This window comes from Herbidospora sp. NBRC 101105, assembly GCF_030269205.1.
Lineage (GTDB): Bacteria > Actinomycetota > Actinomycetes > Streptosporangiales > Streptosporangiaceae > Herbidospora > Herbidospora solisilvae.
In genome coordinates, this window is the sequence record NZ_BSSX01000008.1 from 340,549 (window position 1) to 362,627 (window position 22,079).

The window sequence follows — 22,079 nt, forward strand, 5'->3', positions numbered from 1 at the left end:
AAGAACATTAACCCAAAAGCCGCCGTTGTTCCTCCTCGATGATCTGGTGCGCGAGCGCCTGTTCCGAGATGTCGACGGCGGCCGGGCTCGACTCGGCCAGATCACTGCGGCGGGCGTACTCATCGAAGCTCCGCGTCTTCGCCGCGAGGATCTCCAGCAGCCGCTGGTCGACCGAGTCGACGGCGAGCAGCCGGTGCACCTGGACCTTCCGGGTCTGCCCCATGCGGTGGGCGCGCGCGATGGCCTGGGTCTCGGTCGACGGCTTGAGCTGCGGCTCACAGATGATCACCACGGAGGCGGCCTGGAGGTTCAGCCCCACCCCGCCGGCCACGATCTGGCTCAGCAGCACGGCGTGGCCGTCGGCGGCCGAGAACGCGTCGACGAGTTCCTGGCGGCGGTCGGGATCGAGGTCGCCGGTGAGCTTGTGCGGGGTGCCCAGGGTCTGCTCGACGGCGTCGAGCACATCGCGGAAATAGGAGAACACGATCACCTTCAGCCCGTTGGCCTCGGCGTCCTCGACGAGCTCGGTGAGCCGCTTGAGCTTGGCCGACGTCGCCGGATGGGCGAACGCGGCGCGGCGCATCCTCGGGAAGTGCCGGTCGGCGACCGCCTGACGGTAGGCGTCGAGGTCGTCACCAGAGAACTCGACCCACTCGTCGGCCTCGACCCGGTCGGGCAGCTCGTGCAGGACGTCCTCCTGGTTCCGGCGCAGGTAGGTCGCGGCCACCGACTTGCGGAACGCCTGCGGCCCGCCCCGGCTGATCTCCAGCCCCGGGTCGACGTGGGCGACCAGCGCGCGGAACTCCTCGACGCGGTTCTCCATCGGGGTGCCGGTCAGGAACAGCACCCGCTCGACGACACGGCACCAGGCGGCCACCGCCCCGGCCCGTCTGGTGGCCGGGTTCTTGACGTAGTGGGCCTCGTCGACGACCAGCATCGCGACGTCGCGCGTGGGCGTCAGCCGGTGCAGCCCGTCGAGCGTGACGACGGCGACGCCGCCCTCCTTCTCCCACTCGTCGAGGGCGGCCTCCCGGCGCGTCCCGTGGATCTTCTGCGCCTTCAGCGTGCTGCGCGTCTCGATCTCGCGCACCCAGTTGACGACGACACTGGCCGGGCAGACGACCAGGAACCGGCTCGCCCCTTCGGCCGCCAGATGGGCGAGCGCGGCGATCGCCTCGATGGACTTGCCGAGCCCCATCTCGTCCCCGATGATCACCCGCTTCTGCGCGAGCGCGAACCGCGCCCCGAACGACTGATAACCACGCAACGACACCCGGCGGAACGTGTCGTCGAGCGGCTGCGCGTTCACCCGGGCCAGGACGTCGTCGGGCAGCACGCCCTCGGTGACCCGCTCCCCCGCGAGGTCGGCGAGCAGGGCGTAGTAGTCGGCCGACCGGTGCTCGAAGTCGGCCCACGCCTCGTGACCACTCGACGGCGGCCGGAGCAGATCGGTGATGACCTGCGGAAACCCCCTGCCGGCCCGGGTCGCGTCGTCGAGCAGCGCGTCGATCGCCGCGACGGCCTCGTGGGCCTCGGCCCGGCGCCGCCTGCCGGTGGTGACCAGCCGCCACCGGGAACGGGCGGGGTGGGCGGCCCTCAGGAGGGGCGTGAGGGCGGCGTCGACGTCACGGGCGGCCCTGACGTGAAAGGGCAACTCGGTCCCGGCGTCGAGGAGCCGCTTCAGGGCGACGACGAGGGCCTCGGACATCCAGTCGCCACGCTCGATCCGCACGCTCGCCAGCTGCCGGGCGGCCTCCTCGATCTGGTCGGCGGCGGCCTTGATCTGCCGGGCGGTCTGCGCGCCGACGCCCGGGAGCTGCTGGAGACGGTAGACCGACAGGTCGTGGACCTGGAGGACCGTGGTGATGCCGGAACGTTCGAGCATGCCGGTGCGCAGGCGCCCGCCGGTGACGTCTTTCAGGCGGGCGACGGGCATCTGCTCCAGGTCGTCGCGGACGGTGTGCCGGCGGAGGGTGTCGAGGGCGCCGAGGGCCCCGGCCTGGACGGCGGCGTGGTCGGCGAGGAGGGTGCGGGCATTGCGCACCAGGGCCTCCGCGACGCGGCAGAGGTCGTCGGCTTCGCGTACACCCATGATCCCTCCTCTGCCCGGAAAGCTACCGAACAGGCCGGCTCGGTTGGATACGGTGCCGGCCATGACGGAACTCGCGCCCGGCGTCTACGAGAAACTCGTCACTGAAGGATGGCAGCGGCAGCTGACGAAACACGGCGATTTGGCCCAGTCGCGCCGTCTCGATCCGGCCGAGTCGGCCGACGTGCTGACCGCCCATCTCGCCTCGCTGGTCCGGCGGCGGCTGCGCGCCGTGCGGGGCACCGACGAGGAACGGCTCGCGGAGCAACTCGCCATCGCGAACGAGCTGGCCGCGCTCGTCGGCGACCCCGGCGACCAGGCGGTCGACGATCTGCTGCTGGCGGTGACGCGGACCCGGACCCCTGACGGGAAGGCGGTGTTCCCCATCCGGCCGAGCACTCCGCTCGGCGCGAGCGCGCTGCTGGTCAACGGGCACGGGCAGCCCAACGTGGGCAGCGAGTTGCGCAAGGAGATCGGCTCCGCCGACCGGATCGACCTGCTGTGCGCGTTCATCCGGTGGCCGGGGGTGCGGATCCTGGAACGCGAGCTGGCCGAGTTCGTACGCCGGGGTGGCGAGTTACGGGTCATCACCACGACCTACCGGGGGGCGACCGAACGACGGGCCCTCGATCGGCTGGTGGAGCTGGGGGCGACCGTCAAGATCTCATACGAGACCAGGACCACCCGCCTGCACGCCAAGGCGTGGTTGTTCCGCCGGATGTCGGGCTACTCGACGGCCTATGTCGGCTCGTCGAACCTGTCGAAGTCGGCGCTGGTCGACGGGCTGGAGTGGAACGTCCGGTTGTCGGCCATGGAGCAGGCGCACCTGCTCGACACGTTCGCGGCCACCTTCGAGGAGTACTGGGCCGATCCGTCGTTCGAGACCTACGACCCGGCCCGCGACCACGACCTGCTCGACCGGGCGCTCGGCCAGGAGCGGTTCGCCGACCGGGAGATCCTCACCACGATCGACGTCCGGCCCTACGGCTACCAGGCCGAGGTGCTGGCCGACCTTTCGGCCGAACGTGCGCTGCACGACCGGTGGCGCAACCTCGTCGTGATGGCGACCGGGACCGGCAAGACGATCGTGTCGGCGCTCGACTACCGGCGGCTGCGGGCCGAGGGCACGGTCGACTCGTTGTTGTTCGTGGCCCACACGAAGGAGATCCTCGGGCAGAGCCGGGAGGTGTTCCGGCAGGTCATGCGGGACGGGTCGTTCGGTGAACTGCTGGTCGACGGGCAGCGGCCCACCGAGTGGCGGCACGTGTTCGCCTCCATCCAGTCGTTGGCCCGGCTCGACCCCTTCGACGCCGACATGGTGATCGTCGACGAGTTCCACCACTCGGCCGCCACGACGTACACGCGGCTGCTCGACCGGATCACGCCGCGGGTGCTGCTCGGGCTGACGGCGACGCCGGAACGCTCCGACGGGCAGGACGTGCTGCACTGGTTCGGCGGGCGGATCGCCTCCGAGCTGCGGTTGTGGGAGGCGATCGAACGGCAGTTGCTCGCGCCGTTCCAGTACTTCGGGGTGCACGACGGCGTCGACCTGGCCGACTTGCCGTGGCGGCGGGGGCAGGGTTATGACCTGGCGTCGTTGAGCGAGGTCTACACCGGCAACGACGCCCGGGTGCGGCTGGTGCTGCGGGCGCTGCGCGACAAGGTGGGCGACCCGCGCGGGATGCGGGCGCTCGGGTTCTGCGTGAGCATCGCGCACGCCGAGTTCATGGCCGCCCGGTTCACCGAGGCGGGCATCCCGGCCGTGGCCGTCACCTCGCGCACGCCCGACCGGGCCGCGGCGATCAGGGCGCTGGCCGAGCGGACCGTCAACGTCGTGTTCACCGTCGACCTGTTCAACGAGGGCGTCGACATCCCGGCGATCGACACGGTGCTGTTCCTGCGGCCGACCGACAGCGCGACGGTGTTCCTGCAGCAGCTCGGGCGAGGGCTGCGGCTGGCCGAGGGCAAGGCGTGCCTGACGGTGCTCGACTTCATCGGCAACCAGCACCGGGAGTTCCGGTTCGACCGGCGGTTCCGGGCGCTGACCGGGGTGCGGCGGACCGACGTGGTCGCCGAGGTCGAGGCGCGGTTCCCCAGCCTGCCCGCCGGGTGCCACATCGACCTCGACCGCGAGGTCTCCCGGCTGGTGCTGGCCAATCTGCGCACCACCCTCAGCATGCGCTGGCCGGCCATCGTCTCCGAGCTGCGCCAACTGCCTGAGGACACCCGCCTGGCCGGTTTCCTGGAGGCGACCGGGATCGACCTGGACGACCTCTATCGGGGCAACCGTCTCGGCTGGTCGGACCTCCTCCGGGCCGCCGGGCGCGGGCTCCCGCCGGGGCCTGAGGACAAGCGGATCGGGAACGCCCTGGGGCGGGTCCTGCACGTCGACGACGCCGAACGGCTCGACTTCATCGCCCACGCCGTACGGGGCGGCCCGCCCCGGAGCGTCCGGGAACAGCGGTTGCTGGCGATGTTGCGGACGACCGGCCTCGCCGACCTCCGCGAGCATCCCGACCGGGCCGGGGAACTCCTTGAGCTGACCTCACTGCTGGCCGAGCGCAGGCATCGGGTCACCCACGCCGCCGAGGGCGCGGTTCCGCTGCATGTGCATGCGACGTACACGAAGAACGAGGCTCTCGCCGCCTTCGGGGTCGCCAGGCCGGAACACATGCGGGAGGGGGTGGCCTTCGTGCGCGACGCGCGGGCCGACGTCTTCTTCGTGACCATCGACAAATCCGCCACGCATTATTCGCCGACCACGATGTACGCCGACCGTGCCATCACCGACACCCTGTTCCAATGGGAGTCGCAGTCGGGACTCCGGCGGAACACCCCGACGGCCGACCGTTATCGTTCCGGTGAGACGACGGTGCATCTGTTCATCCGGGAGACGAAACAGGGCGCGCCGCCCTATCTCTATGCCGGGCCGATGACCTACCTGTCCGACGAGGGCGAACGTCCCGTCAGGTTCCGGTGGGAGTTGCGGCATCCGCTGCCACCGGACGTCTTCCACTTCGCGAAGGTCACCGCCGGATGAAGTGGCCCGTTCTCGTTTCCGTTCACACCGGGAAATGAACCACTAAGCCGCGAACACCATTTACGGAATCCTCGATTCGGCCGCGGAGAAGTTAGCGTTGTGCGCTCTTTCTCTCCCCATCCAAGGATTCCGCATGCATCCCGTTCCCGTCCGCCCCGCCCGCGGGCTCGCCGTCGTGACCACGGTCGCGATCGCCCTCAATCTGCTCGTCGAGGCCGCCGCCGTCTTCGTCAGCCTCGACCTCTACCAGAAGATCGGCGAGGTGATCGCGAGCCCGCTCGACTTCGACGTGGCCGCGGTGACCGAGAGCGCCGAACTCTACGACTTCACCGGCATCCTCCAGGGCGGCACCCTGCTGCTGGCCGGGATCTTCTACTGGATCTGGCTGTTCCGGGTCCGCGCGAACGCCCAGGCGCTGGCGCCGCACGTCAAACAGCGGCTCGGCGGGTTCTGGCTGGTCTTCGGGTGGATCGTCCCGATCGTCTCGTTCTGGTTCCCCAAGCAGATCGTGGACGACATCTGGACCGCCTCCCACCCGCAGCAGCACAAGCCCGGAGGGCTGGTGACGACCTGGTGGGTGACGTGGGTGCTGGCGGTGTTCGGCTCCAACCTGGTCGCCCGGTTCCTGATCGGCGGCTCGGAGCTGCCCGACCTGCGGAACGCCGCGCTGGTGGAGATGCTGGTCTTCCCGCTGATCCTGGTGTCCGGGGTCCTCGCCATCGTGGTGGTCAACCGGATCACCTCGTTGCAGACGCTCCCCCGGCCCGTGGCGCCGTACCTCAACTAGGTCAGTGGCCGGGGTAGCGGTCGCGGGGCGCGCCGCCCGCGGTCATCTCGCTCACGAAGTCGTCGGCGAGCCGCTCGATCGTGTCGCGGCCCTCCACCCGGTCGATCCACGCGGCCGGGATGCGCACGCCCTCGGCGCCGAGCAGGTTGCCGCAGACGGAGCCGGTGGAGTCGCTGTCGCCCGAGTGGTTGACGGCCAGGACGACGCCTTCGGTGAACGACCCGCTGACGAGGGCGCAGTAGACGCCGATGGCCAGCGCCTCCTCGGCCACCCACGCCTCGCCCAGCGACTCGACCTTCTCCGGCGACGGCGGTCCGGTGTGGGCGAGGTCGACGGCGGCCCGCAGGGCGTCGGCCGTGGCGGTGTCGTCGACGAGCGGGAGCGTGGCCGCGACGGCGTTCTCCAGCGTGGTGTCGTTCACGAGGTGGTGGACGATGGCCGCCAGCGCGCCCGCGGAGGCGGCGGCCGTGGGGTGGCCGTGGGTGAGCCGCGAGCATTCGGCCGCCCACGCGTAGGCTTGGCCGACCGGCCACGGGCCGAGCCCGAAGGGGGCCGAGCGCATGACCGTGCCGCAGCCCTTGGAATCGGCGTTGACCTGGCCGCGCAGGCCCGACAGGCACGCGTTGCCGGGGGCGCGGCGGGCGTAGAGCCAGGTCTGCTCGCGTAACCAGCCGGTGCGGTGGAGCAGGTCACCCGGGTCGGGCGGGGCGGGGTGGTCCTGGGTGTCGAGCCAGCGCAGGTAGGCGTGCCGGACGACCGAGGGGACGTGAGCGTGACCGCGTTCCCGGTCGCGGACGGAGCCGCGGATGAGACCCTCGACGGTGAAGAGGGTCATCTGGGTGTCGTCGGTGACCAGGCCGTCGGTCAGGTCGGTGATGCCACCGGGGCCGTAGTGGGCCCGGATGCGGCCGAGGGAGTCGAACTCGACGGGGGCGCCCAGCGCGTCGCCGATGGCGCCGCCGATGAGACAAGCTCTGACCCGCTCGGGCTTCATGCGATCTCCATCAGTCGGGGTCCTGGAGAAGATACGCCGCGACCGCGGCGGTCGTACGCATGGTCACTCCGTCAGGGGCGGTGACCATGAGGGAATCCTTCCTCGAACATCGAGGCCAGCACGGCCAGGGCGGCGTCGACCCCGGCCCGGTCGCCCGACAGGATCAGGTCGAACAGCAGGCCGCGCGTGGCCGCGAGACTGAGGCGGGCGTAGGCGGGAGCCCGGTCCTCCGGCACCCCGGCCGCCACACACAGGTCCACCAGCGGGGGCAGCCAGCCGTCGATCAGGTCGGCGCGCAGGCCCTCGGTGTGGGGGCGGCCCTGCATGGCGTGGGCGGACAGTTCGAAGAACAGCGGGCCGTAGATGAGCGCCTGGTCGACCAGGCGGTCCCAGTAGACGTCCCAGCCGACCCCGGCCAGGGCGTCGCGCTGGCGGGTCTCGACCTCGCGCACCACCTCGGACAGCAGGCCCTCGCGGGAGCCGAAGTGGTAGATGAGCATGCGGTGGCTGGTGCCGAGGCCGGTCGCGATGGTGCGCAGGCTGGCGTCGCCGACGCCGTGGGCGGCGAAGTAGTCGACCGCCGCGGCCAGCAGTCTGTCACGGGCGTTCACTTCTGGCCTTCAGCCCCTGCCCTTCCTGGTCCAGGTAACGGCGGGTCAGCTTACCGGCCAGCAGGTTCACCAGCGGGGCGAGCGGGCCGGTCTGCTCGATCACCAGGCGGGCTCGGGTGCCGCCGGGTGCCGCCTCGACCTCGTGGACTCCGGCGGTGCGCAGCCCCGGCCCTCCGCTGACCCAGGTGAACCGGCGGCCGTCGACGACCTCGGTCACCCGCCAGACCGCCACCGGCAGGCGGGGCTGCCGGATCCGGGCCCTGCTGCCCACGCGGAGCGGGCCCGGGTCGAGCAGGTCGAGCGTGTCGACGGTGGGGGTCCATTCGGGCCAGCGGGCGACGTCGCTGAAGACCTCCCACACGCGGGAGGGCGGCGCGTCGATGACGACAGTGGATTCGTAGCGCATGTACCAAATGGTACAGTCACGGCACGGTGAGCACCACGTTGGCCCGCGCGTGCTCGGTCTCCATGTAGCGGATGGCCTCGGCGGTGTCGGCCAGTTCATAGGTGCGGTCGACGGCCGGGACCACGAGGCCGGCGTCGGCGAGTTCGCGCAGGGCGGCCAGGGCGGCCCGGCTCGGCGCCGCTTCCAGAACCACGATCCGGTCCTTGACGAACCGGGCGGCCAGCCGGGCCCGGATGATCAGTCCGAGCGGCCCGAAGAGGCTGCCGCCGCTGAAGACCCCGCCGCCCGAGACGACCAGCGTCCCGCCCGGTACGAGGGCCCTGCGCAGGTCGCGCAGCGACCGGTTGCCGACCAGGTCGAAGACCACGTCGTGCCGGTCGCCGGTCGCGGCGAAGTCCTCCTTCCGGTAGTCGACGACGCGGTCGGCGCCCAGGCTCGCGACCAGGCCCACGTTCCGAGTGCTGCACACCGCGGTGACCCGCGCGCCACGGGCCTTGGCGATCTGCACGGCGAACGTGCCGACCCCGCCCGAGGCCCCGTTGACCAGCACCGACCGCCCCTTCTCCACGCCCGCGAGGCCCTGCAGCGCGGTGGTGGCGGCGAGCGGCATCGCGGCGGCCTGCTCGAAGTTGAGGCTCGCCGGCTTGCGGTCGACGAGGCGCGCCGGGACCGCGACGTACTCGGCGAACGCGCCGCCGAACTCGCCGTAGACCTCCTCGCCCGGCTCGAAGCCGTCGCCCGACACGACGACCCCGGCGAAGTCGGTGCCCAGGACCGGCTGCTTGGGGGCACGCAGCCCGAAGCTGAGCCGGGCCAGGTAGGGGTCGCCGCGCAGCACGTGCCAGTCGCGGGCGTTGAGGGAGGCGGCCATGACCTTGACCAGCACCTCCCCCGGTGCGGGGGTGGGCACCGGGACGTCTCTGCACTCCAGGATGTCGGGCGGGCCGTAACGGTCCTGCACAATCGCCTTCACGGAGGTTCCCCTCTCAGTGGGTGTACGGCGTACACCTCGACCATAGGTGTACGCTGTACACCCGTCAAGGAGGCGACGACACATTGGCTCGACTCAGCCGGGAACGTGTTCTGGAGGCCGCCGTGGCCCTGGCCGACGAGGCCGGGCTCGACGGGCTGAGCATGCGCCGGCTCGCCACCGAGCTCGGCGTGGTGCCGATGGCGCTCTACAAGCACGTCGCCAACAAGGACGAGCTGCTCGACGGCATCATCGACGCGGTCGTCTCGGAGATCGACCTCGCCCCGGTCGAGGGCGACTGGAAACCGGCGATCAGGGGCCGCATCCTGGCTGCGCGTCAGACGTTGCTGCGGCACCCCTGGGCGGCGGGCGCCATCGAGGCGCGGCGTGCTCCGACGCCGGCGGTGCTGGCGTACATGGACTCGATCATCGGCCTGTTCCGGGCGGGCGGGTTCGGCGTCGACCTCGTCCACCACGTGATCCACGCCCTGGGCAGCCGGGTCCTGGGCTTCAGCCAGGAGTTGTTCGACGACAGCCCGGCCGACCCCGACGCCCAGGAGAAGGCGGCGCACGCCATGGCCGCGACGTATCCGTGGCTGGCGGAGATGGCGTTGCGGGTGGCCCACGACGAGAAGACGGTCGTCGGGTCGGGCTGCGACGACCAGTTCGAGTTCGAGTTCGCGCTCGACCTCCTGCTCGACGGGTTCGAACGCCTGCGACAGGCCGGATGAAGTACGGTTTGTGCCGTGACGTTGCTGGCCGGCCGTTACCGGCTGCTCTCCCGCATCGGCCAGGGCGGCATGGGCGCCGTCTGGCACGCCGTCGACGAGCTCCTGCGCCAGGAGGTCGCCGTCAAGGAGGTCCTGCTCCCCCGCGACCTCGGCGAACCGCAACTGGCCGAGATGCGCGAACGCACCCTCCGCGAGGCGCGGGCCGCGGCCCGGCTGCGGTCACATCCGTCGATCGTGACCGTCCACGACGTCGTGCTGGAGGACGGGCGGCCGTGGATCATCATGGAGCTGGTCCGTGGACGGTCGTTGCAGGCGCTCCTCCGGAAGGAGGGGCGGCAGACCCCGGAGCGGGTCGCGGCCATCGGGGTGACCGTGCTCGACGCGCTCGCCGCCGCCCACTCGATGGGCATCCTGCACCGCGACGTGAAACCCGGGAACGTCATGGTCACCGACGACGGGCGGGTGCTGCTGACGGACTTCGGCATCGCCAGCGTCGCCGGTGACGTCAACCTGACCCAGACGGGGCTGGTGTCGGGGTCACCGGGATACATCGCGCCAGAACGGCTGCGCGGCGAGCCCGACGGTCCGCCGTCGGATCTGTGGTCGCTCGCGGCGACCCTCTACACGGCGGTCGAGGGGAACGCGCCGTTCCATCGCGACAACCCGGCCGCGGTGATGGCGGCCGTGCTCATGCACGAACCACACCCGATGCGGCGGTCGGGGCCGCTGGGCCAGGTGCTCATGGCGATGCTGGACAAGGACCCGGCCCGCCGGATGCCGGCGGGGCACGCCGCCGCGCTGCTGCGGGACATCGCCGCGGGAGCCGGGGGCACCGCGCCGAAGACGGTGCCGTCGATGCGGCACACGCCGAAGAAGGGCCTGGCTCCGGCGTTCGCGGCCGCCGGGCTGGCCGTGCTGGTGGTGGGGGTCGGCGGCGGTGTGCTCTACCTGAACTCCCCCGGCGACGCCGCCGGAACGCCGACCACGCTCACCACGCTGACGACCCCCACGCAGGCCGCGACGACCCAGTCGGCCGCCAAGCAGCAGAAGGCCGTGCTGACGAGCAACCCCGAGGCGTGTGCCCTGATCACGCCGGCGCAGATCCGCAAACTGCTCGGGACGGCGGCCAAGCAGGAGTTCATGACGAACGACGCCTGCCAGTGGATCACCCCCGGCGGGGAGTACCTCCAGATCCAGAAGGTCCAGCTCGACTCCGAGACCACGGCGCGGCTCACCTTCGACACCAGCCGGGCCACCGAGGAGGACGAGCCCAAGCGCGACCCCGCGACCAGACTCCGGGCCGGCGGGCGGATCGGCGACGCGACCATCGGCTGGACCCGCGACGCCGGGCCGTACAACCAGACCAGGCTGGTCGTCCGCACCGCCAACGTGCAGATGTGGCTCTACTACTCGGGCCCGAAGACGGGATACGGGACCATCGACGCGTTCGCGAAGATCCTCATGGCCTCGCTGCACAAGGCGGGGTGAGGTATATCCTGTTGTTCCGGTAGGAATTGTGTAGATATGCTCTCCGTGCACCATCTACGCAGTTCGGAACCGGGACACCATGAAATCAACCCCCGCCATCGCGACCGCAGCCCTTCTCCTTCTCGGCCTCGCGGCGTGCGGCGGAACCGACGCCGCCGAGACCGCCGAGGCCCCGCCGGCCAAGTCGATCATCCTGATCACCCCCAACCCGGTCGGCACCAACAGCTTCCTCCAGCTGGGCGTCAAGGGCGCCGAGGCCGCCGCCAAGGAGCTCGGCGCCTCCTTCAAGCTGTACGAGAGCAAGGACCCCACCTCCATCGCGCAGAACGTCGACGCGGCCGTCCGGGCCAAGCCGACCGTGATCGTGGGCATCAGCTTCTCCTTCGACGACGTGTTCACCACCGTCCCCAAGGCCAACCCCGGCCAGCAGTTCCTCCAGGTCGACTCGTGCGCCAAGGAGCAGGCGCCCAACCTGGCGTGCGTGTCGTTCAAGGAGCACGAGGCGGCCTACCTGGCCGGAGTCGAGGCCGGCCTGCTCTCCAAGAGCGGCCAGATCGGCGTGGTCGCCGCGCTCGACACCCCGTTCATCCACCGCTGGATCGAGCCGTTCTTCGCCGGCGCGACCTCGGTCAAGCCCGCCGCCCAGGGCACCCCGCTCTACGTCGGCGGCAGCAACCCCTTCAGCGACCCGGCCAGGGCCAAGTCGCAGGCCCAGACCCTCACCGGGCGCGGCGTCGACCTCATCGCGGCGGCGGCCTCCGGCGGCAACCCGGGCGTGTTCGAGGCGGTCGCGGCCTCCGGCGGCAAGGCGTTCGGCGTCGACGTCAACCAGTGCGCGCTGAGCCCCGGCAACGTCGTCGACAACGTCCTCAAGCACGTGGACGTCGCCGAGCACGCCGCCATCAAGGAGATCTTCGAGGGCAAGACCGGTGGCGTGAAGGTCTACGGCCTGGCCGAGGGCGGCGTGGGCGTCAACGCCCTCGGCGACGACCTGGCCTCCTCCGGCTGCACGGTCGCGGCCAGCCCCGACGTGGTGGCGAAGGTCAAGCAGACCCGCGACGACATCGTCGCCGGGAAGATCACCGTCGCGGACCCGCTCCAGAGCTGATGTACGCCGCCGAACTCGTCGGAGTGACGAAGCGGTTCGGCCCCGTTCTCGCCAACGACGGCATCGACCTGGCGGTCGCCAGGGGCGAGGTGCACGCCGTGGTCGGGGAGAACGGGGCCGGCAAGTCGACTCTGATGTCGATCCTGTACGGCCTGCACCGCCCCGACGCCGGGGAGGTCCGCCGCGACGGGCGCCGGGTCGTCCTGCGCTCCCCCACCGACGCCATCCGCCACGGCCTCGGCATGGTCCACCAGCGGTTCCGCCTGTTCCCCGGCCTGACCGTGGCCGAGAACATCGTGATCGGCGCAGAACCGGTCAGGAAGGGCCGCCTCGACCGCGCCGCCGCGAACGAGGCGGTGGCCGCCCTCTCCGAGCGCTACGGCCTGCGCGCCGACCCGTCGGCCCTGGTCGGCGGCCTGCCGGTGGGGGTGCGCCAGCGGGTGGAGATCCTGCGTGCCCTCTACCGCCACGCCGAGGTGCTCATCCTCGACGAGCCGACGGCCGTGCTGACCCCCGGCGAGACCGAGCGCCTCTTCGAGGTGCTCCGCACGGTCGCCGCGACCGGCGTCTCGATCCTGCTGGTCACCCACAAGCTGTCGGAGGTCCTGGCCGTCGGCGACCGGGTGACCGTGCTCCGCCAGGGCCGCGTGACCGGCCGATTCACCACGTCGGAGACCGACGCCGACGAGCTGGTCAACGCGATGATCGGCCGCTCGCTCACCCCGCCGGTCCGCCGCCGCGCCCGCCCTCCGGCGGGCGACCCGCTCCTGGAGGTGCGCGACCTGACGGTCCGCGACGCCGACGGCGTGGCCCGCCTGGCGGAGGTCTCCTTCACGGTGCGCCCCGGCGAGATCGTCGGCCTCGCGGGCGTGGCGGGCAGCGGCCAGCGCGAACTCATCGACTCGGTGACCGGCCTGCGCGGCCGGGTCCACGGCGTGTTCCTCGACGGCACCCCCGTCCTCGCGGGCCGGGACCCTCGTGTGGCCTACGTCCCGGAGGACCGCCACGGCCGGGCCACCGCACCTGCCATGTCGGTGGCCGAGAACGTCCTGATGGGCGCGCAGCGCGACCTGGCCTCCCGGTGGGCCCTGCCCCGCGCGAAGGTCCGCGCCCGCGCCCGCGACCTGGTCGACCGCTTCTCCATCAGCGCCGCGTCGGTCGACGTCCCGATCGGCGCCTTGTCGGGCGGCAACGCCCAGAAGGCCGTGCTGTCCCGCGAACTGACCCGGTCATCCCAGGTGGTGGTGGCCGAGGAGCCGACCCAGGGCGTCGACGTGGGCGTGCGCGAACGCGTCCACGACCTGCTGCGCGCCGTCCGCGACGAGGGCGCCGCCATCCTCCTCCAGTCGAGCGAGCTCTCAGAGCTCCGCGACCTCGCCGACCGCATCCTGGTCCTGTACGAGGGCCGCGTCGTCGCCGAGTTCCCCGGCGACGCCACCGAGAAGGAACTCGGCCGCGCCATGACGGGAGCGACCGGATGACGCCCCACGCGAGGTCCGCACCCCGGAGCGGAGGGTTCGCGTGAGCGCGACCGCCGTCGGCCGCCGCCTGGTGGCCTCCGCGCCCGTCGTGGCGGTGGCCGGGGCGCTTCTGCTGACCACCCTGGTCATGCTGGTGGTCGGCGTCGATCCCACACTGGCCTATCCGGCCCTCGTCAGAGGGGCCGTTCTCGACGGGAACCTCGAGTACACCGTCGCCGCGTTCGTGCCCACGCTCGGCATGGCGCTCGCGTTCGCCCTCCCGCTCCGGGCGGGTGAGTTCAACCTCGGCGGCGACGGTCAGCTCGCCGCAGGCGGGGTCACCGCCGCGGCGGTCGCCCTGCTGGTGCCGCTACCACCGGGAGCGGGCGTCGTGTTGCCGCTGGTCGCAGGCGCGGTCGCGGGCGGGCTGGTGGCGGTGGTCGCCGCGCCGCTCAGCACGCGCCTCGGCATCCCCGCCATCGTCAGCACCCTGCTCATCAGCGCCCCGGCCGTCTCGCTCGCTTCCTACCTGGTGCGGTTCCCGCTGGCCGAACCGAACACCGGCATCGCGCAGACCCCGCCCCTGCCGGACGCGGCCCACCTGCCCGCCCTCGGCGGCAGCGGCTACCTGACGATCGGCCTGCCGCTGATCGCCGCGCTCACCGCCCTGTGGTTGTACGCCGACGGCCGGACCGTCCTCGGCTACGAGATCCGGGCCACCGGCCAGAACCGGGAGTTCGCCCGCTACGGCGGCGTCAGGGTCGACCGGGTGGCCGCGCTCGCGCTGGCGGGCGGCGGCGCGTTCGCCGGGCTCTCGGGCGCGCTGATCGTGCTGGGGCCGCCGCACCGGTTCGTCGACGGCGCGCTGACCGCGCCCGGCTACACCTTCACCGCCGTCGCGGCGGTGCTGCTGGCGAGCGCGCGCCCGGTCGTGGTGCCGCTCACCGTGGCGCTCCTGACGTTCCTCCAGGTCGGCGGCCAGGGCATGGAACGGGAGGCCGGGGTGCCGAGCCAGCTCACCCAGATCGTGCAGGGGCTGATCATCGTGATCGTGGCGGTGCTCGCGACCCTGCGGGCGAGGAGGCCGCGGTGAACGTCTTCGAGTGGTCGTTCCTGGCCGGTGTGCTCACCGCCACCGCGCCGGTGCTGCTGGCCGCGCTCGGCGGGCTGCTCTGCCAGGTCGCGGGCGTGTTCAACATCGCGCTCGAAGGCCAGTTGTTGTGGGGCGCGTTCGTCGCCGTCGTGGTCAGCGACCTGACCGGCAGCGCGTGGACGGGCGTCGCGGGCGCGGTCGCCGCGACCGTGGTGTTCTCGGCGCTGCTGTCGGGGCCCGCGGTGGCGTTGCGGGCCGACCCGATCGTGGTCGCCGTCGGGCTCAACCTGCTCGCGCTCGGGCTGACCGCGTTCCTGATGCGGCAGATCTTCGGCAGCGGCGGCACCTACAGCTCCCCCGACCTGGCCGGCCTGCCCGACCTGGGCGAACTGGGCCTCGACGTCCCGGTGCTGAGGGAGCAGTCGCCGCTCGTGCCGGTCGCGCTGCTGCTGGTCGCCGTGCTGACCTTCTGGCTGACCCGGACCAGGTCGGGCCTGCGGCTGCGGGCCGTCGGCCAGCACCTCGACGCCGCCCAGGCCGTCGGCCTGCGCGTCTCGGGTTACCAGCACGGCGTGACGCTGGTCGCGGGCGCGTTGTGCGGGCTCGCGGGGGCGCAGCTCTCGCTCGGCAACGTGACGCTGTTCAGCGAGGGCATGAGCGCCGGTCGCGGCTGGATCGCCGTGGTGGCGGTCATGCTCAGCGGCGTCTACCCCGGGCGGCTGCTGCTGGCCTGCCTGCTGTTCGGCGTCGCCGAGGCGTTCGGGTTCCGGCTCCAGGGCGCGGGCCTGCCGCAGCAGGCGGCCGACGCCGCCCCCTATGTGATCACGCTGGCCGCGCTGGTGCTCGCCGCCGTGGCGCGGCGGCGGAGGAGGTCGTATGAACACGCCTGAACTGGCGAACTCGGTCCGGCTGAGCGGCGACGCGGTGGAGATCCTCGACCGGCGCGTCTACCCGTTCGAGCGGCGGTGGGTGCGCTGCACGACCAGCGACGAGGTCGCCCAGGCGATCAAGGACATGGTCACGCAGAGCTCCGGGCCGCTGTTCGCGACCACGGCCGCGATGGTGCTGGCCGCCCGTGCCGTCCGGCACCGGCCCCGCGACCTGGCCCTGAAGGAACTCCGGGCGGCCGGTGACCGGCTCGTCGCCACCCGCCCCACCAACAACCACATCCGCGACGCCGTCGCCGCGATCCTCGCCGACGTCCACGAGGGAGACCTGGCCGGGCAGGTCGAGGCGGCGGCCGCCGCCCACGACCAGGCCTACCGCGACCGGTCGGCCGCCCTGGGCCGGCACGCCGCCGGCCTGCTGCCCGACGGCTCGACGGTGCTCACCCACTGCTGGGCCGACTACTACCTGATCGCGACCGTCCAGGCCGCCCAGGAACAGGGCAAGTACCTGGAGTTCGTCTGCACCGAGACGCGCCCCTACCTCCAGGGCGCGCGGCTGACCGCGGCGACCCTGGTCGAGATGGGCTACGAGCCCACGCTGATCACCGACGGCATGGTGGCCGCCGCCCTGGCCAACGGCGTCGCCGACGTCGCCCTGGTCGCGGCCGACCGCGTCACCCTCGACGGCCACGTGATCAACAAGGTCGGCACGCTGGGCGTCGCCCTGGCCGCGAACCGGTTCGGCCTGCCCTTCCACGCGCTGGTCCAGCGCCCCGACCCGCAGGCCCCCACCCCGGCCGACGTGGTGATCGAGCACCGCGACCCGGACGAGGTGCTGCACGTCCTCGGCGTGCGGACCGCCGCCCACGGCGTCACCGGCCACTACCCCGCCTTCGACACGACACCACCTGACCTGGTCACCCGGATCGTCACCGAGAAGGGCGCCTTCCGCCCGGAGAATGTGAGACAAGCACTATGACCAGGCGCATCGTCGTCGACACCGACACGGGCATCGACGACGCCCACACCCTGCTCTACCTGGCGGGCCGCCCCGACGCCGAGATCGTGGCGGTCACCTCGGTGTTCGGCAACTGCGTCGAGCCCGACGCCGCCCGCAACATCGCCTACGTCAACCGCCTGCTCGGCCTCGACGTGCCGATCGCCCGGGGCGCGGCCGAGCCGCTCACCGGCACCGCCCACATCGCCGGATACGTGCACGGCAAGGACGGCCTCGGCGACGTCGGCTACGACCGCCCGCTGCCCGAGACCGGCGGGGAGAGCGCCGCCGAACTGCTGGTCCGTCTGGGCCGCGAGCAGCCGGGCGAGCTCGACCTGCTGGCCCTCGGGCCGCTGACCAACCTCGGCCAGGCGCTGCGCCTCGACCCGGAGCTGTTCACCCGCTACCGCTCGGTCGTGCTGATGGGCGGGTCGGGGCCGTACGCGCCGCCCGGCACCCTGCTGATGGTGGACGCGAACATCAACAACGACCCGGAGGCGGCCCGCGCGGTCTTCTCCGCCCCGCGCAACGAGCTGGTCATGGTCGGCGTGAACGTCACCGCCACCACGATCCTCGACGAGGTCGCCATCAACGCCCTGCGGGCCGCCGGCACCCCGGTCGCCCGGTTCGCGACCGAGATCCTCGACGCCTACCTGGACTTCTACCAGAACGAGTGGGGCCGGCGGATCATCCCGCTGCACGACCCCCTGGCCGCCGGGATCCTGCTCGACCCCACGTTCGCGACCGCGTGGGCCGACGGGCCGGTTAACGTACGGACCGACGGTTTCCTGGCCAGGGCCAGGCTGATGCGGACCCACGACGGCCTGCCGCCGGCCTTCCCCTACCAGCCCGCCCCGCCCACCAAGGTGGTCACCGAGGTGGACGCGGCCCGCTTCGTCGCCGACTTCGTGGAGGTTCTGACCCGATGAGCTGGATCGTGCTGGACATCGAAGGCACCACGAGCTCGACCGAGTCGGTGCACGTGGGCCTCTACTCCTACGCCCGCTCGCGCCTCGGCCCGTGGATCGACGCCCACCGCGACGACCCCGAGGTCGCCCGGGCCGTGCGGGAGACCGGCGGCGCGACCACCGAGGAGACCGTCGCCGTCCTGCACGGCTGGATGGACGGCGACGTCAAGGCGACCCCGCTGAAGACCCTCCAGGGCCAGATCTGGGCGGCCGGGTTCGCGAGTGGCGACCTGACCTCCCACTTCTTCCCCGACGTCGCGCCCGCGCTGCGCCGGTGGCACGCCCGGGGCAGGCGCCTGGCCGTCTTCTCCTCCGGCGCGGTCTCCAGCCAGCGGCCGTGGTTCCGGCACAGCCCCGACGGCGACCTGTCGGTGCTGATCGAGCACCACTTCGACACGGTCAACGCGGGCCCCAAACGTGAGAGCGCCTCCTACGAGCGCATCGCCGCCACGCTGGAGACCGACGACCTGCTGTTCCTGTCGGACGTACCGGCGGAACTCGACGCCGCGGCGGCGGCCGGATGGCAGGCGATCGGGTTGCGGCGGCCCGGCGAGCCGAGCGAGCAGGCCGACTTCGGCGCCCATCGGGTGGTCACGAGCTTCGAGGAGATCGCATGAACAGGGAAGACGTGCTGGCCGCCGGGGGGCGGCTGGCCGTGGAGGCCGCCCGGTACACCGGGATCGGCTGGATGCGCGGCACCTCCGGCAACCTGTCGGAGGTGGTCTCCCGCGATCCGCTGCGGCTCGCGGTGACCGCGAGCGGCCTCGACAAGGGCGAGCTCACCGCCTCCGACGTCGCCGTGGTCGGCGAGCGCGGCGAGCCGGTCGCGGTGCCGGGCGTCGAGCCGCTGACCCCGTCTGCCGAGGCGGGGCTGCACGCGCGGGTCGCGGCGGTGACCGGCGCCGACGCGATCGTGCACGTCCACGCGCTGAACGCCGTGGTGGCCGCCCATCACTGGCCGCAGGGCGTGGTCCTGAAGGACGTCGAGACCCTCAAGGGCATCGGCCGCCTGGCCCACGACGACGAGGTCGTCATCCCCGTCATCGAGAACAGCCAGGACATGGCCGAGCTCGGCGACCGGTTCGAGGCCGGGTACGACGCGGCGACCCCCGCCGTCATCGTCGCCGACCACGGCCTCTACACGTGGGCGCCCACCCTCCACCGGGCCCGGCACGTCACCGAGTGTGTGGAGTGGCTGCTGGCCTACCGGATCGCCATCCGCTAGCTGAGCAGGTCGCCGACCCGGTCGAACAACTCCCGGCCGGGCTCGGCGGTCAGCAGGTGCCGCGCCGCCCGCAACGACCGCCTGATCGCCACGGCCCGCTCCGCCTCGGGCAGCGTCTCGATGTCGCTGACCCGGGCGAACCCGATGACGCGCCGGGCCGCCTTGGCCGCCCCGAACACCGCGGCGTCCCTGCGCACGGCGGCCAGGTAACCCTCCAGCACGCCGTCGCCGTAGATCCGCGGGTCGACCCGGTCGGGCCACAGGGCCCGGAACTCGGTCTCGAAGGCCGCCCACGTCTCCTCGGCCAGCCCGAGCACCCATCGGGCATGAGCGTCGTCTCCCTGTACGAAGCCACGCGCCGCCGCGAGCACGTAGTTGCCCCACAGGGCGCCGAGGTCGAAGCCGACCGGCCCGTAGAAGGCGAACTCGACGTCGAACGCCCGGGTCGACCCGGGCTTCACCAGCACCGAGCCGGTGTGCAGGTCGCCGTGGATCAGCGCCTCGGCGCGGGTCATGAACGCGAGCTTGGCCAGCCCGATCGCGGTCCGCACTTCGGGGTCGCCCACGTAGGCGGCCACGTCGGCCTTGGTGGCGGGCAGGATCTTGTTGTGCTCGTGCTCGATGTACGGCTCGGTGAAGACCAGGTCCTCGGTGATCTCGCACAACTCGGGGTTGACCGCGGCGGCCAGGGCGGCCTTGTGCCGATGGTTGCCCAGGCCGAAGACCGAGGTGCCGAAGGCGACCTTGGCGACGTACCGGCCGAGATCGGCGGCGACCCCGTCGGTGCGCACGCCCTCGTTGAGCAGCCCGCGCCAGACCCGGTGGTCCGAGAGGTCCTCCAGGGCGACGACGTGCCGGTCGTGGTCGACGTCGAGCAGGGCGGGCACGAGACCGGGGGCCACCCGGCCGTGTTCGGCCAGGACGGCGGCCTCGATGCGGTTGCGATCGGGGGTGATCGGCCAGGCCGGGTCGACCCGGACGTAGGGCATCGACTGCTTGAGCACCACGCCGGGGCCGCCCTCGACCTCCACGGCGAAGACGGTGTTCATGTTGCCGTCGCCGATCTCCCGGACCGAGACCGGGTTCGCGAACGCCGCCAGCGCGGGGCGGCTCGCGAGGTAGCCGGGCACGTTGCCGACGGTCAGCAGCTCATAGGCGCTCAACGGAACTCCTGAGGGTGTAGCTCACGACGAGGGCCCCCGCCAGCAGGGCGCCCTGGACGAAGGTCTGGGTGTAGTAGGGGGCGTTCAGCATGGTCATGCCGTTGATCACCACGCCGATGAACACGGCGCCGACGACGGTGCCGACGGTGTTGGGGCGGTTGGCGCCAAGGACGGCGTATCCGATGAGCGCCGCGGCCACCGACTGGAGCAGGTAGGGGTCGCCCGCGCCCACGTCGCCCCGGCCGAGCCGGGCCGACAACATGATCCCGGCGATGGCCGCGCAGAGGCCCGACACGGCGTAGGCGAGGGCCCGGTAGCGGGCCACCCGGATGCCGGCCAGGCGCGCGGCCTCGGCGTTGCCGCCGATGGCGTAGAGGGCGACGCCCCAGCGGGTGCGTTCGAGGAACAGGTAGACGACCACCGCGACCAGCGCGAACACGATGACCGGGACCGGCACCGAGCCGATCTTGCCGGCCCCGATCCAGGCGAAGCCCTCGGTGTAGCGGCCGGGCGCGGGCGCGCCGTCGACGGTCATGCCGGGGGCCACAGACGTGCCGGAGGTGATGATCAGGGCGAGGCCCTGGAACAGGAACATCGTGCCCAGCGTGGCCACCAGGTCGGGGATCTTCGCGACCACGGTGAGCAGCGCGTTCACCCCCGCGACCAGGAGCCCGGTGAGCAGGCCGGCGACGATCGCGGTGCCGCCGGTGAGGTTGAACCGGACCATGGTCAGCGCGGTCACCATGACGACCGCGCCGACCGCCGCGCCGGCCGACAGGTCGAAGCCGCCCGTGGTCATCGACACGGTCACCCCGAGCGCCACCACCCCGACGATCGCCACCGACTGCAGGATGATCAGCATGTTGGCGTACGAGGCGAAGGCGGGCCGGAGCACCGCGAAGACGACCAGCAGGGCGGCCAGGATGACGAGCAGCCCGTACCGGTAGAGCAGACGGGTCACCGAGCGGCCCAGGGCACCCGGGCGACGTCGGGTGTGGTCAGTTCGGGCACGGCGCCGGTGAGCTGCTCGATGTTGGCGATGCCGCCGTCGCGGAGCTGCTTCTGGGTGACCAGGGCGGGCGGGATCTTCAGCTCGGGGCCGACCGGCTCCCCGGCGACCAGCAGCGCGGCGGCCCGCACCGCGATGCGGCCGACGTTCGACGGGTCGGTCGTGGCGGTCGCCACCCACGGGCTGTTCGGCTCGGTGATGACGCCGATGTCGGCGGTGGAGATGTCCGCGCCGTAGATCTTGATCTGGTCCTGGAGGCCGAGCTCCTTGACCGCGATGGCGGCGCCCTTGGCGAACTCGTCGTACGGCGCGAAGATCGCCTTAACGCCGGGGTTGGCCTGGAGGGCGGCCTTGGCCTGGTCGGCGACGGCCGAGGCGGTCGAGTTGTTGACCACGCCGATCTGGGCGACCTCCTTGATGCCCGGGTTGTCCTTCTTGAACTGCGTCCACACCTCGTTGCGCCGGTCGAGGGGGGCGAAGCCGGAGACGTACACGTAGAGGACGTCGCCGGTCCCCCCGGTGTCGGCCTTCAGCGCGCCCAGCGCCAGCTCGGCGATCTGGTGGTCGTCCTGGGTCAGCGCGACGGCCTCGGGCGTGCCCGGGTCGACGTCGAAGGCGACCAGCGGGACGCCGGCGTCGGCGGCCTTCTTGATGGCGGGCTGGACGGTGTCGGCGAACCCGTGGTCGACGATGATCGCGTCGGCCTTCTGCTGGACGGCCTGCTCCAGGTTGAGCGCCTGCTTGTCGTTGTTGCCGTCGCCGCTGGAGACCTCCAGCGTGATCTTGAGGGCCTGCGCCTCGGCCTGCGCCCCCGCGAGCCACTGCTCGAAGTAGTCACCGGACGAGAGCTGGCGGACGAGAGCGACCCGGACTCCCCCGGCGGCGAACTTCGCCGGGACGGAGACGGTGGGCGAAGCGACCGGCGCCGCCGGAGCGGACGAGGGCGCGGAGGTGGTCGTGGTGGAGGTGCCCTGGGAGCATCCCGCGAGCGCCAGAACGCCCAGGAGGAGGGATGCGCCGAGAAGTCGTGCGTGAATCACACTCGGATGCTAG

Annotated in this window: 20 protein-coding genes; 12 read left to right on the forward strand and 8 right to left on the reverse strand. The window is 72.1% G+C overall.

What is annotated here, in order from left to right; genetic code table 11:
- Window positions 1-7: 7 nt before the first annotated feature.
- Window positions 8-2,092, reverse strand: coding sequence for a DEAD/DEAH box helicase (locus QSK34_RS31250; RefSeq protein WP_285589384.1), 2,085 nt, complete (start codon window positions 2,090-2,092; stop codon window positions 8-10).
- A gap of 61 nt (window positions 2,093-2,153) precedes the next feature.
- Between QSK34_RS31250 and QSK34_RS31255 the strand changes: the two genes are divergently transcribed.
- Together QSK34_RS31255 and QSK34_RS31260 are read left to right on the forward strand one after the other, a co-directional pair.
- Window positions 2,154-5,129 carry a DEAD/DEAH box helicase gene (locus QSK34_RS31255; protein ID WP_285589389.1) on the forward strand — a complete coding sequence of 992 codons (2,976 nt, stop codon included), beginning with the start codon at window positions 2,154-2,156 and terminating at the stop codon, window positions 5,127-5,129.
- A 133-nt stretch (window positions 5,130-5,262) separates the two neighbouring features.
- Complete coding sequence (locus tag QSK34_RS31260) at window positions 5,263-5,916, forward strand: DUF4328 domain-containing protein (protein WP_285589391.1); 654 nt, start codon at window positions 5,263-5,265, stop codon at window positions 5,914-5,916.
- Between the two features lies 1 nt (window position 5,917).
- Here QSK34_RS31260 and QSK34_RS31265 read toward each other — a convergent pair whose 3' ends face one another.
- From QSK34_RS31265 to QSK34_RS31280, 4 genes are all read right to left on the reverse strand, one after another.
- Entirely contained in the window at window positions 5,918-6,910 is a 993-nt protein-coding gene (locus QSK34_RS31265; RefSeq protein WP_285589393.1) for an ADP-ribosylglycohydrolase family protein, read from the reverse strand.
- A gap of 71 nt (window positions 6,911-6,981) precedes the next feature.
- On the reverse strand, window positions 6,982-7,521 hold the full coding sequence (locus tag QSK34_RS31270; protein WP_285589395.1) for a TetR/AcrR family transcriptional regulator: 540 nt from the start codon (window positions 7,519-7,521) through the stop codon (window positions 6,982-6,984).
- On the reverse strand, window positions 7,508-7,927 hold the full coding sequence (locus QSK34_RS31275; RefSeq protein ID WP_161481476.1) for an SRPBCC family protein: 420 nt from the start codon (window positions 7,925-7,927) through the stop codon (window positions 7,508-7,510). Before QSK34_RS31275 ends, QSK34_RS31270 begins: the two co-directional genes overlap by 14 nt.
- A 16-nt stretch (window positions 7,928-7,943) precedes the next feature.
- On the reverse strand, window positions 7,944-8,900 hold the full coding sequence (locus QSK34_RS31280; protein WP_285589396.1) for an NAD(P)-dependent alcohol dehydrogenase: 957 nt from the start codon (window positions 8,898-8,900) through the stop codon (window positions 7,944-7,946).
- 83 nt (window positions 8,901-8,983) lie between these two features.
- Between QSK34_RS31280 and QSK34_RS31285 the strand changes: the two genes are divergently transcribed.
- The 10 genes from QSK34_RS31285 to mtnB all read left to right on the forward strand — a co-directional run bounded on the left by QSK34_RS31285 (window position 8,984) and on the right by mtnB (window position 18,854).
- The gene (locus tag QSK34_RS31285) at window positions 8,984-9,628 is read left to right on the forward strand and encodes a TetR/AcrR family transcriptional regulator C-terminal domain-containing protein (RefSeq protein ID WP_285589398.1); all 645 of its coding nucleotides are present in this window, start codon (window positions 8,984-8,986) and stop codon (window positions 9,626-9,628) included.
- Window positions 9,629-9,643: 15 nt separating this feature from the next.
- Window positions 9,644-11,116: a serine/threonine-protein kinase gene (locus QSK34_RS31290; RefSeq protein ID WP_285589400.1), complete on the forward strand. Its 1,473-nt coding sequence runs from the start codon at window positions 9,644-9,646 to the stop codon at window positions 11,114-11,116.
- Window positions 11,117-11,195: 79 nt separating this feature from the next.
- Window positions 11,196-12,224 (forward strand): BMP family ABC transporter substrate-binding protein, encoded by a 1,029-nt coding sequence (locus QSK34_RS31295; RefSeq protein ID WP_285589402.1) that lies wholly within the window; start codon window positions 11,196-11,198, stop codon window positions 12,222-12,224.
- A 23-nt stretch (window positions 12,225-12,247) separates the two neighbouring features.
- Window positions 12,248-13,705 carry an ABC transporter ATP-binding protein gene (locus QSK34_RS31300; protein ID WP_285589404.1) on the forward strand — a complete coding sequence of 486 codons (1,458 nt, stop codon included), beginning with the start codon at window positions 12,248-12,250 and terminating at the stop codon, window positions 13,703-13,705.
- 40 nt (window positions 13,706-13,745) lie between these two features.
- Complete coding sequence (locus tag QSK34_RS31305) at window positions 13,746-14,777, forward strand: ABC transporter permease (RefSeq protein ID WP_285589406.1); 1,032 nt, start codon at window positions 13,746-13,748, stop codon at window positions 14,775-14,777.
- The gene (locus QSK34_RS31310; RefSeq protein WP_285589408.1) at window positions 14,774-15,667 is read left to right on the forward strand and encodes an ABC transporter permease; all 894 of its coding nucleotides are present in this window, start codon (window positions 14,774-14,776) and stop codon (window positions 15,665-15,667) included. The genes QSK34_RS31305 and QSK34_RS31310 overlap by 4 nt, the downstream gene beginning before the upstream one ends.
- On the forward strand, window positions 15,654-16,643 hold the full coding sequence (locus tag QSK34_RS31315) for an S-methyl-5-thioribose-1-phosphate isomerase (protein ID WP_285589412.1): 990 nt from the start codon (window positions 15,654-15,656) through the stop codon (window positions 16,641-16,643). The genes QSK34_RS31310 and QSK34_RS31315 overlap by 14 nt, the downstream gene beginning before the upstream one ends.
- On the forward strand, window positions 16,640-17,590 hold the full coding sequence (locus QSK34_RS31320; protein WP_285589415.1) for a nucleoside hydrolase: 951 nt from the start codon (window positions 16,640-16,642) through the stop codon (window positions 17,588-17,590). Before QSK34_RS31315 ends, QSK34_RS31320 begins: the two co-directional genes overlap by 4 nt.
- On the forward strand, window positions 17,587-18,246 hold the full coding sequence (mtnC, locus tag QSK34_RS31325) for an acireductone synthase (RefSeq protein ID WP_285589417.1): 660 nt from the start codon (window positions 17,587-17,589) through the stop codon (window positions 18,244-18,246). Before QSK34_RS31320 ends, mtnC begins: the two co-directional genes overlap by 4 nt.
- Complete coding sequence (mtnB, locus tag QSK34_RS31330) at window positions 18,243-18,854, forward strand: methylthioribulose 1-phosphate dehydratase (protein WP_285589420.1); 612 nt, start codon at window positions 18,243-18,245, stop codon at window positions 18,852-18,854. The genes mtnC and mtnB overlap by 4 nt, the downstream gene beginning before the upstream one ends.
- Here the strand turns inward: mtnB and mtnK are convergent.
- From mtnK to QSK34_RS31345, 3 genes are read right to left on the reverse strand one after another with little or no spacing between them, the layout of a single operon-like run.
- Window positions 18,851-20,017 carry an S-methyl-5-thioribose kinase gene (gene mtnK / locus QSK34_RS31335; RefSeq protein ID WP_285589421.1) on the reverse strand — a complete coding sequence of 389 codons (1,167 nt, stop codon included), beginning with the start codon at window positions 20,015-20,017 and terminating at the stop codon, window positions 18,851-18,853. The two genes, mtnB and mtnK, sit on opposite strands and share 4 nt — an antisense overlap.
- Window positions 20,004-20,978 carry an ABC transporter permease gene (locus QSK34_RS31340; RefSeq protein ID WP_285589423.1) on the reverse strand — a complete coding sequence of 325 codons (975 nt, stop codon included), beginning with the start codon at window positions 20,976-20,978 and terminating at the stop codon, window positions 20,004-20,006. The genes mtnK and QSK34_RS31340 overlap by 14 nt, the downstream gene beginning before the upstream one ends.
- Window positions 20,975-22,066, reverse strand: coding sequence for a substrate-binding domain-containing protein (locus QSK34_RS31345; RefSeq protein WP_285589425.1), 1,092 nt, complete (start codon window positions 22,064-22,066; stop codon window positions 20,975-20,977). Before QSK34_RS31345 ends, QSK34_RS31340 begins: the two co-directional genes overlap by 4 nt.
- Between the last annotated feature and the right edge of the window lie 13 nt (window positions 22,067-22,079).

Bases quoted from the DNA above. Each gene is read 5' to 3' on its own strand.
- QSK34_RS31275 (WP_161481476.1), bottom strand. From the start codon at position 7,927: ATGCGCTACGAATCCACTGTCGTCATCGACGCGCCGCCCTCCCGCGTG.
- QSK34_RS31255 (WP_285589389.1), top strand. From the start codon at position 2,154: ATGACGGAACTCGCGCCCGGCGTCTACGAGAAACTCGTCACTGAAGGA.
- QSK34_RS31250 (WP_285589384.1), bottom strand. From the start codon at position 2,092: ATGGGTGTACGCGAAGCCGACGACCTCTGCCGCGTCGCGGAGGCCCTG.
- QSK34_RS31320 (WP_285589415.1), top strand. From the start codon at position 16,640: ATGACCAGGCGCATCGTCGTCGACACCGACACGGGCATCGACGACGCC.
- QSK34_RS31295 (WP_285589402.1), top strand. From the start codon at position 11,196: ATGAAATCAACCCCCGCCATCGCGACCGCAGCCCTTCTCCTTCTCGGC.
- QSK34_RS31265 (WP_285589393.1), bottom strand. From the start codon at position 6,910: ATGAAGCCCGAGCGGGTCAGAGCTTGTCTCATCGGCGGCGCCATCGGC.
- mtnB (WP_285589420.1), top strand. From the start codon at position 18,243: ATGAACAGGGAAGACGTGCTGGCCGCCGGGGGGCGGCTGGCCGTGGAG.
- QSK34_RS31315 (WP_285589412.1), top strand. From the start codon at position 15,654: ATGAACACGCCTGAACTGGCGAACTCGGTCCGGCTGAGCGGCGACGCG.
- QSK34_RS31260 (WP_285589391.1), top strand. From the start codon at position 5,263: ATGCATCCCGTTCCCGTCCGCCCCGCCCGCGGGCTCGCCGTCGTGACC.
- mtnC (WP_285589417.1), top strand. From the start codon at position 17,587: ATGAGCTGGATCGTGCTGGACATCGAAGGCACCACGAGCTCGACCGAG.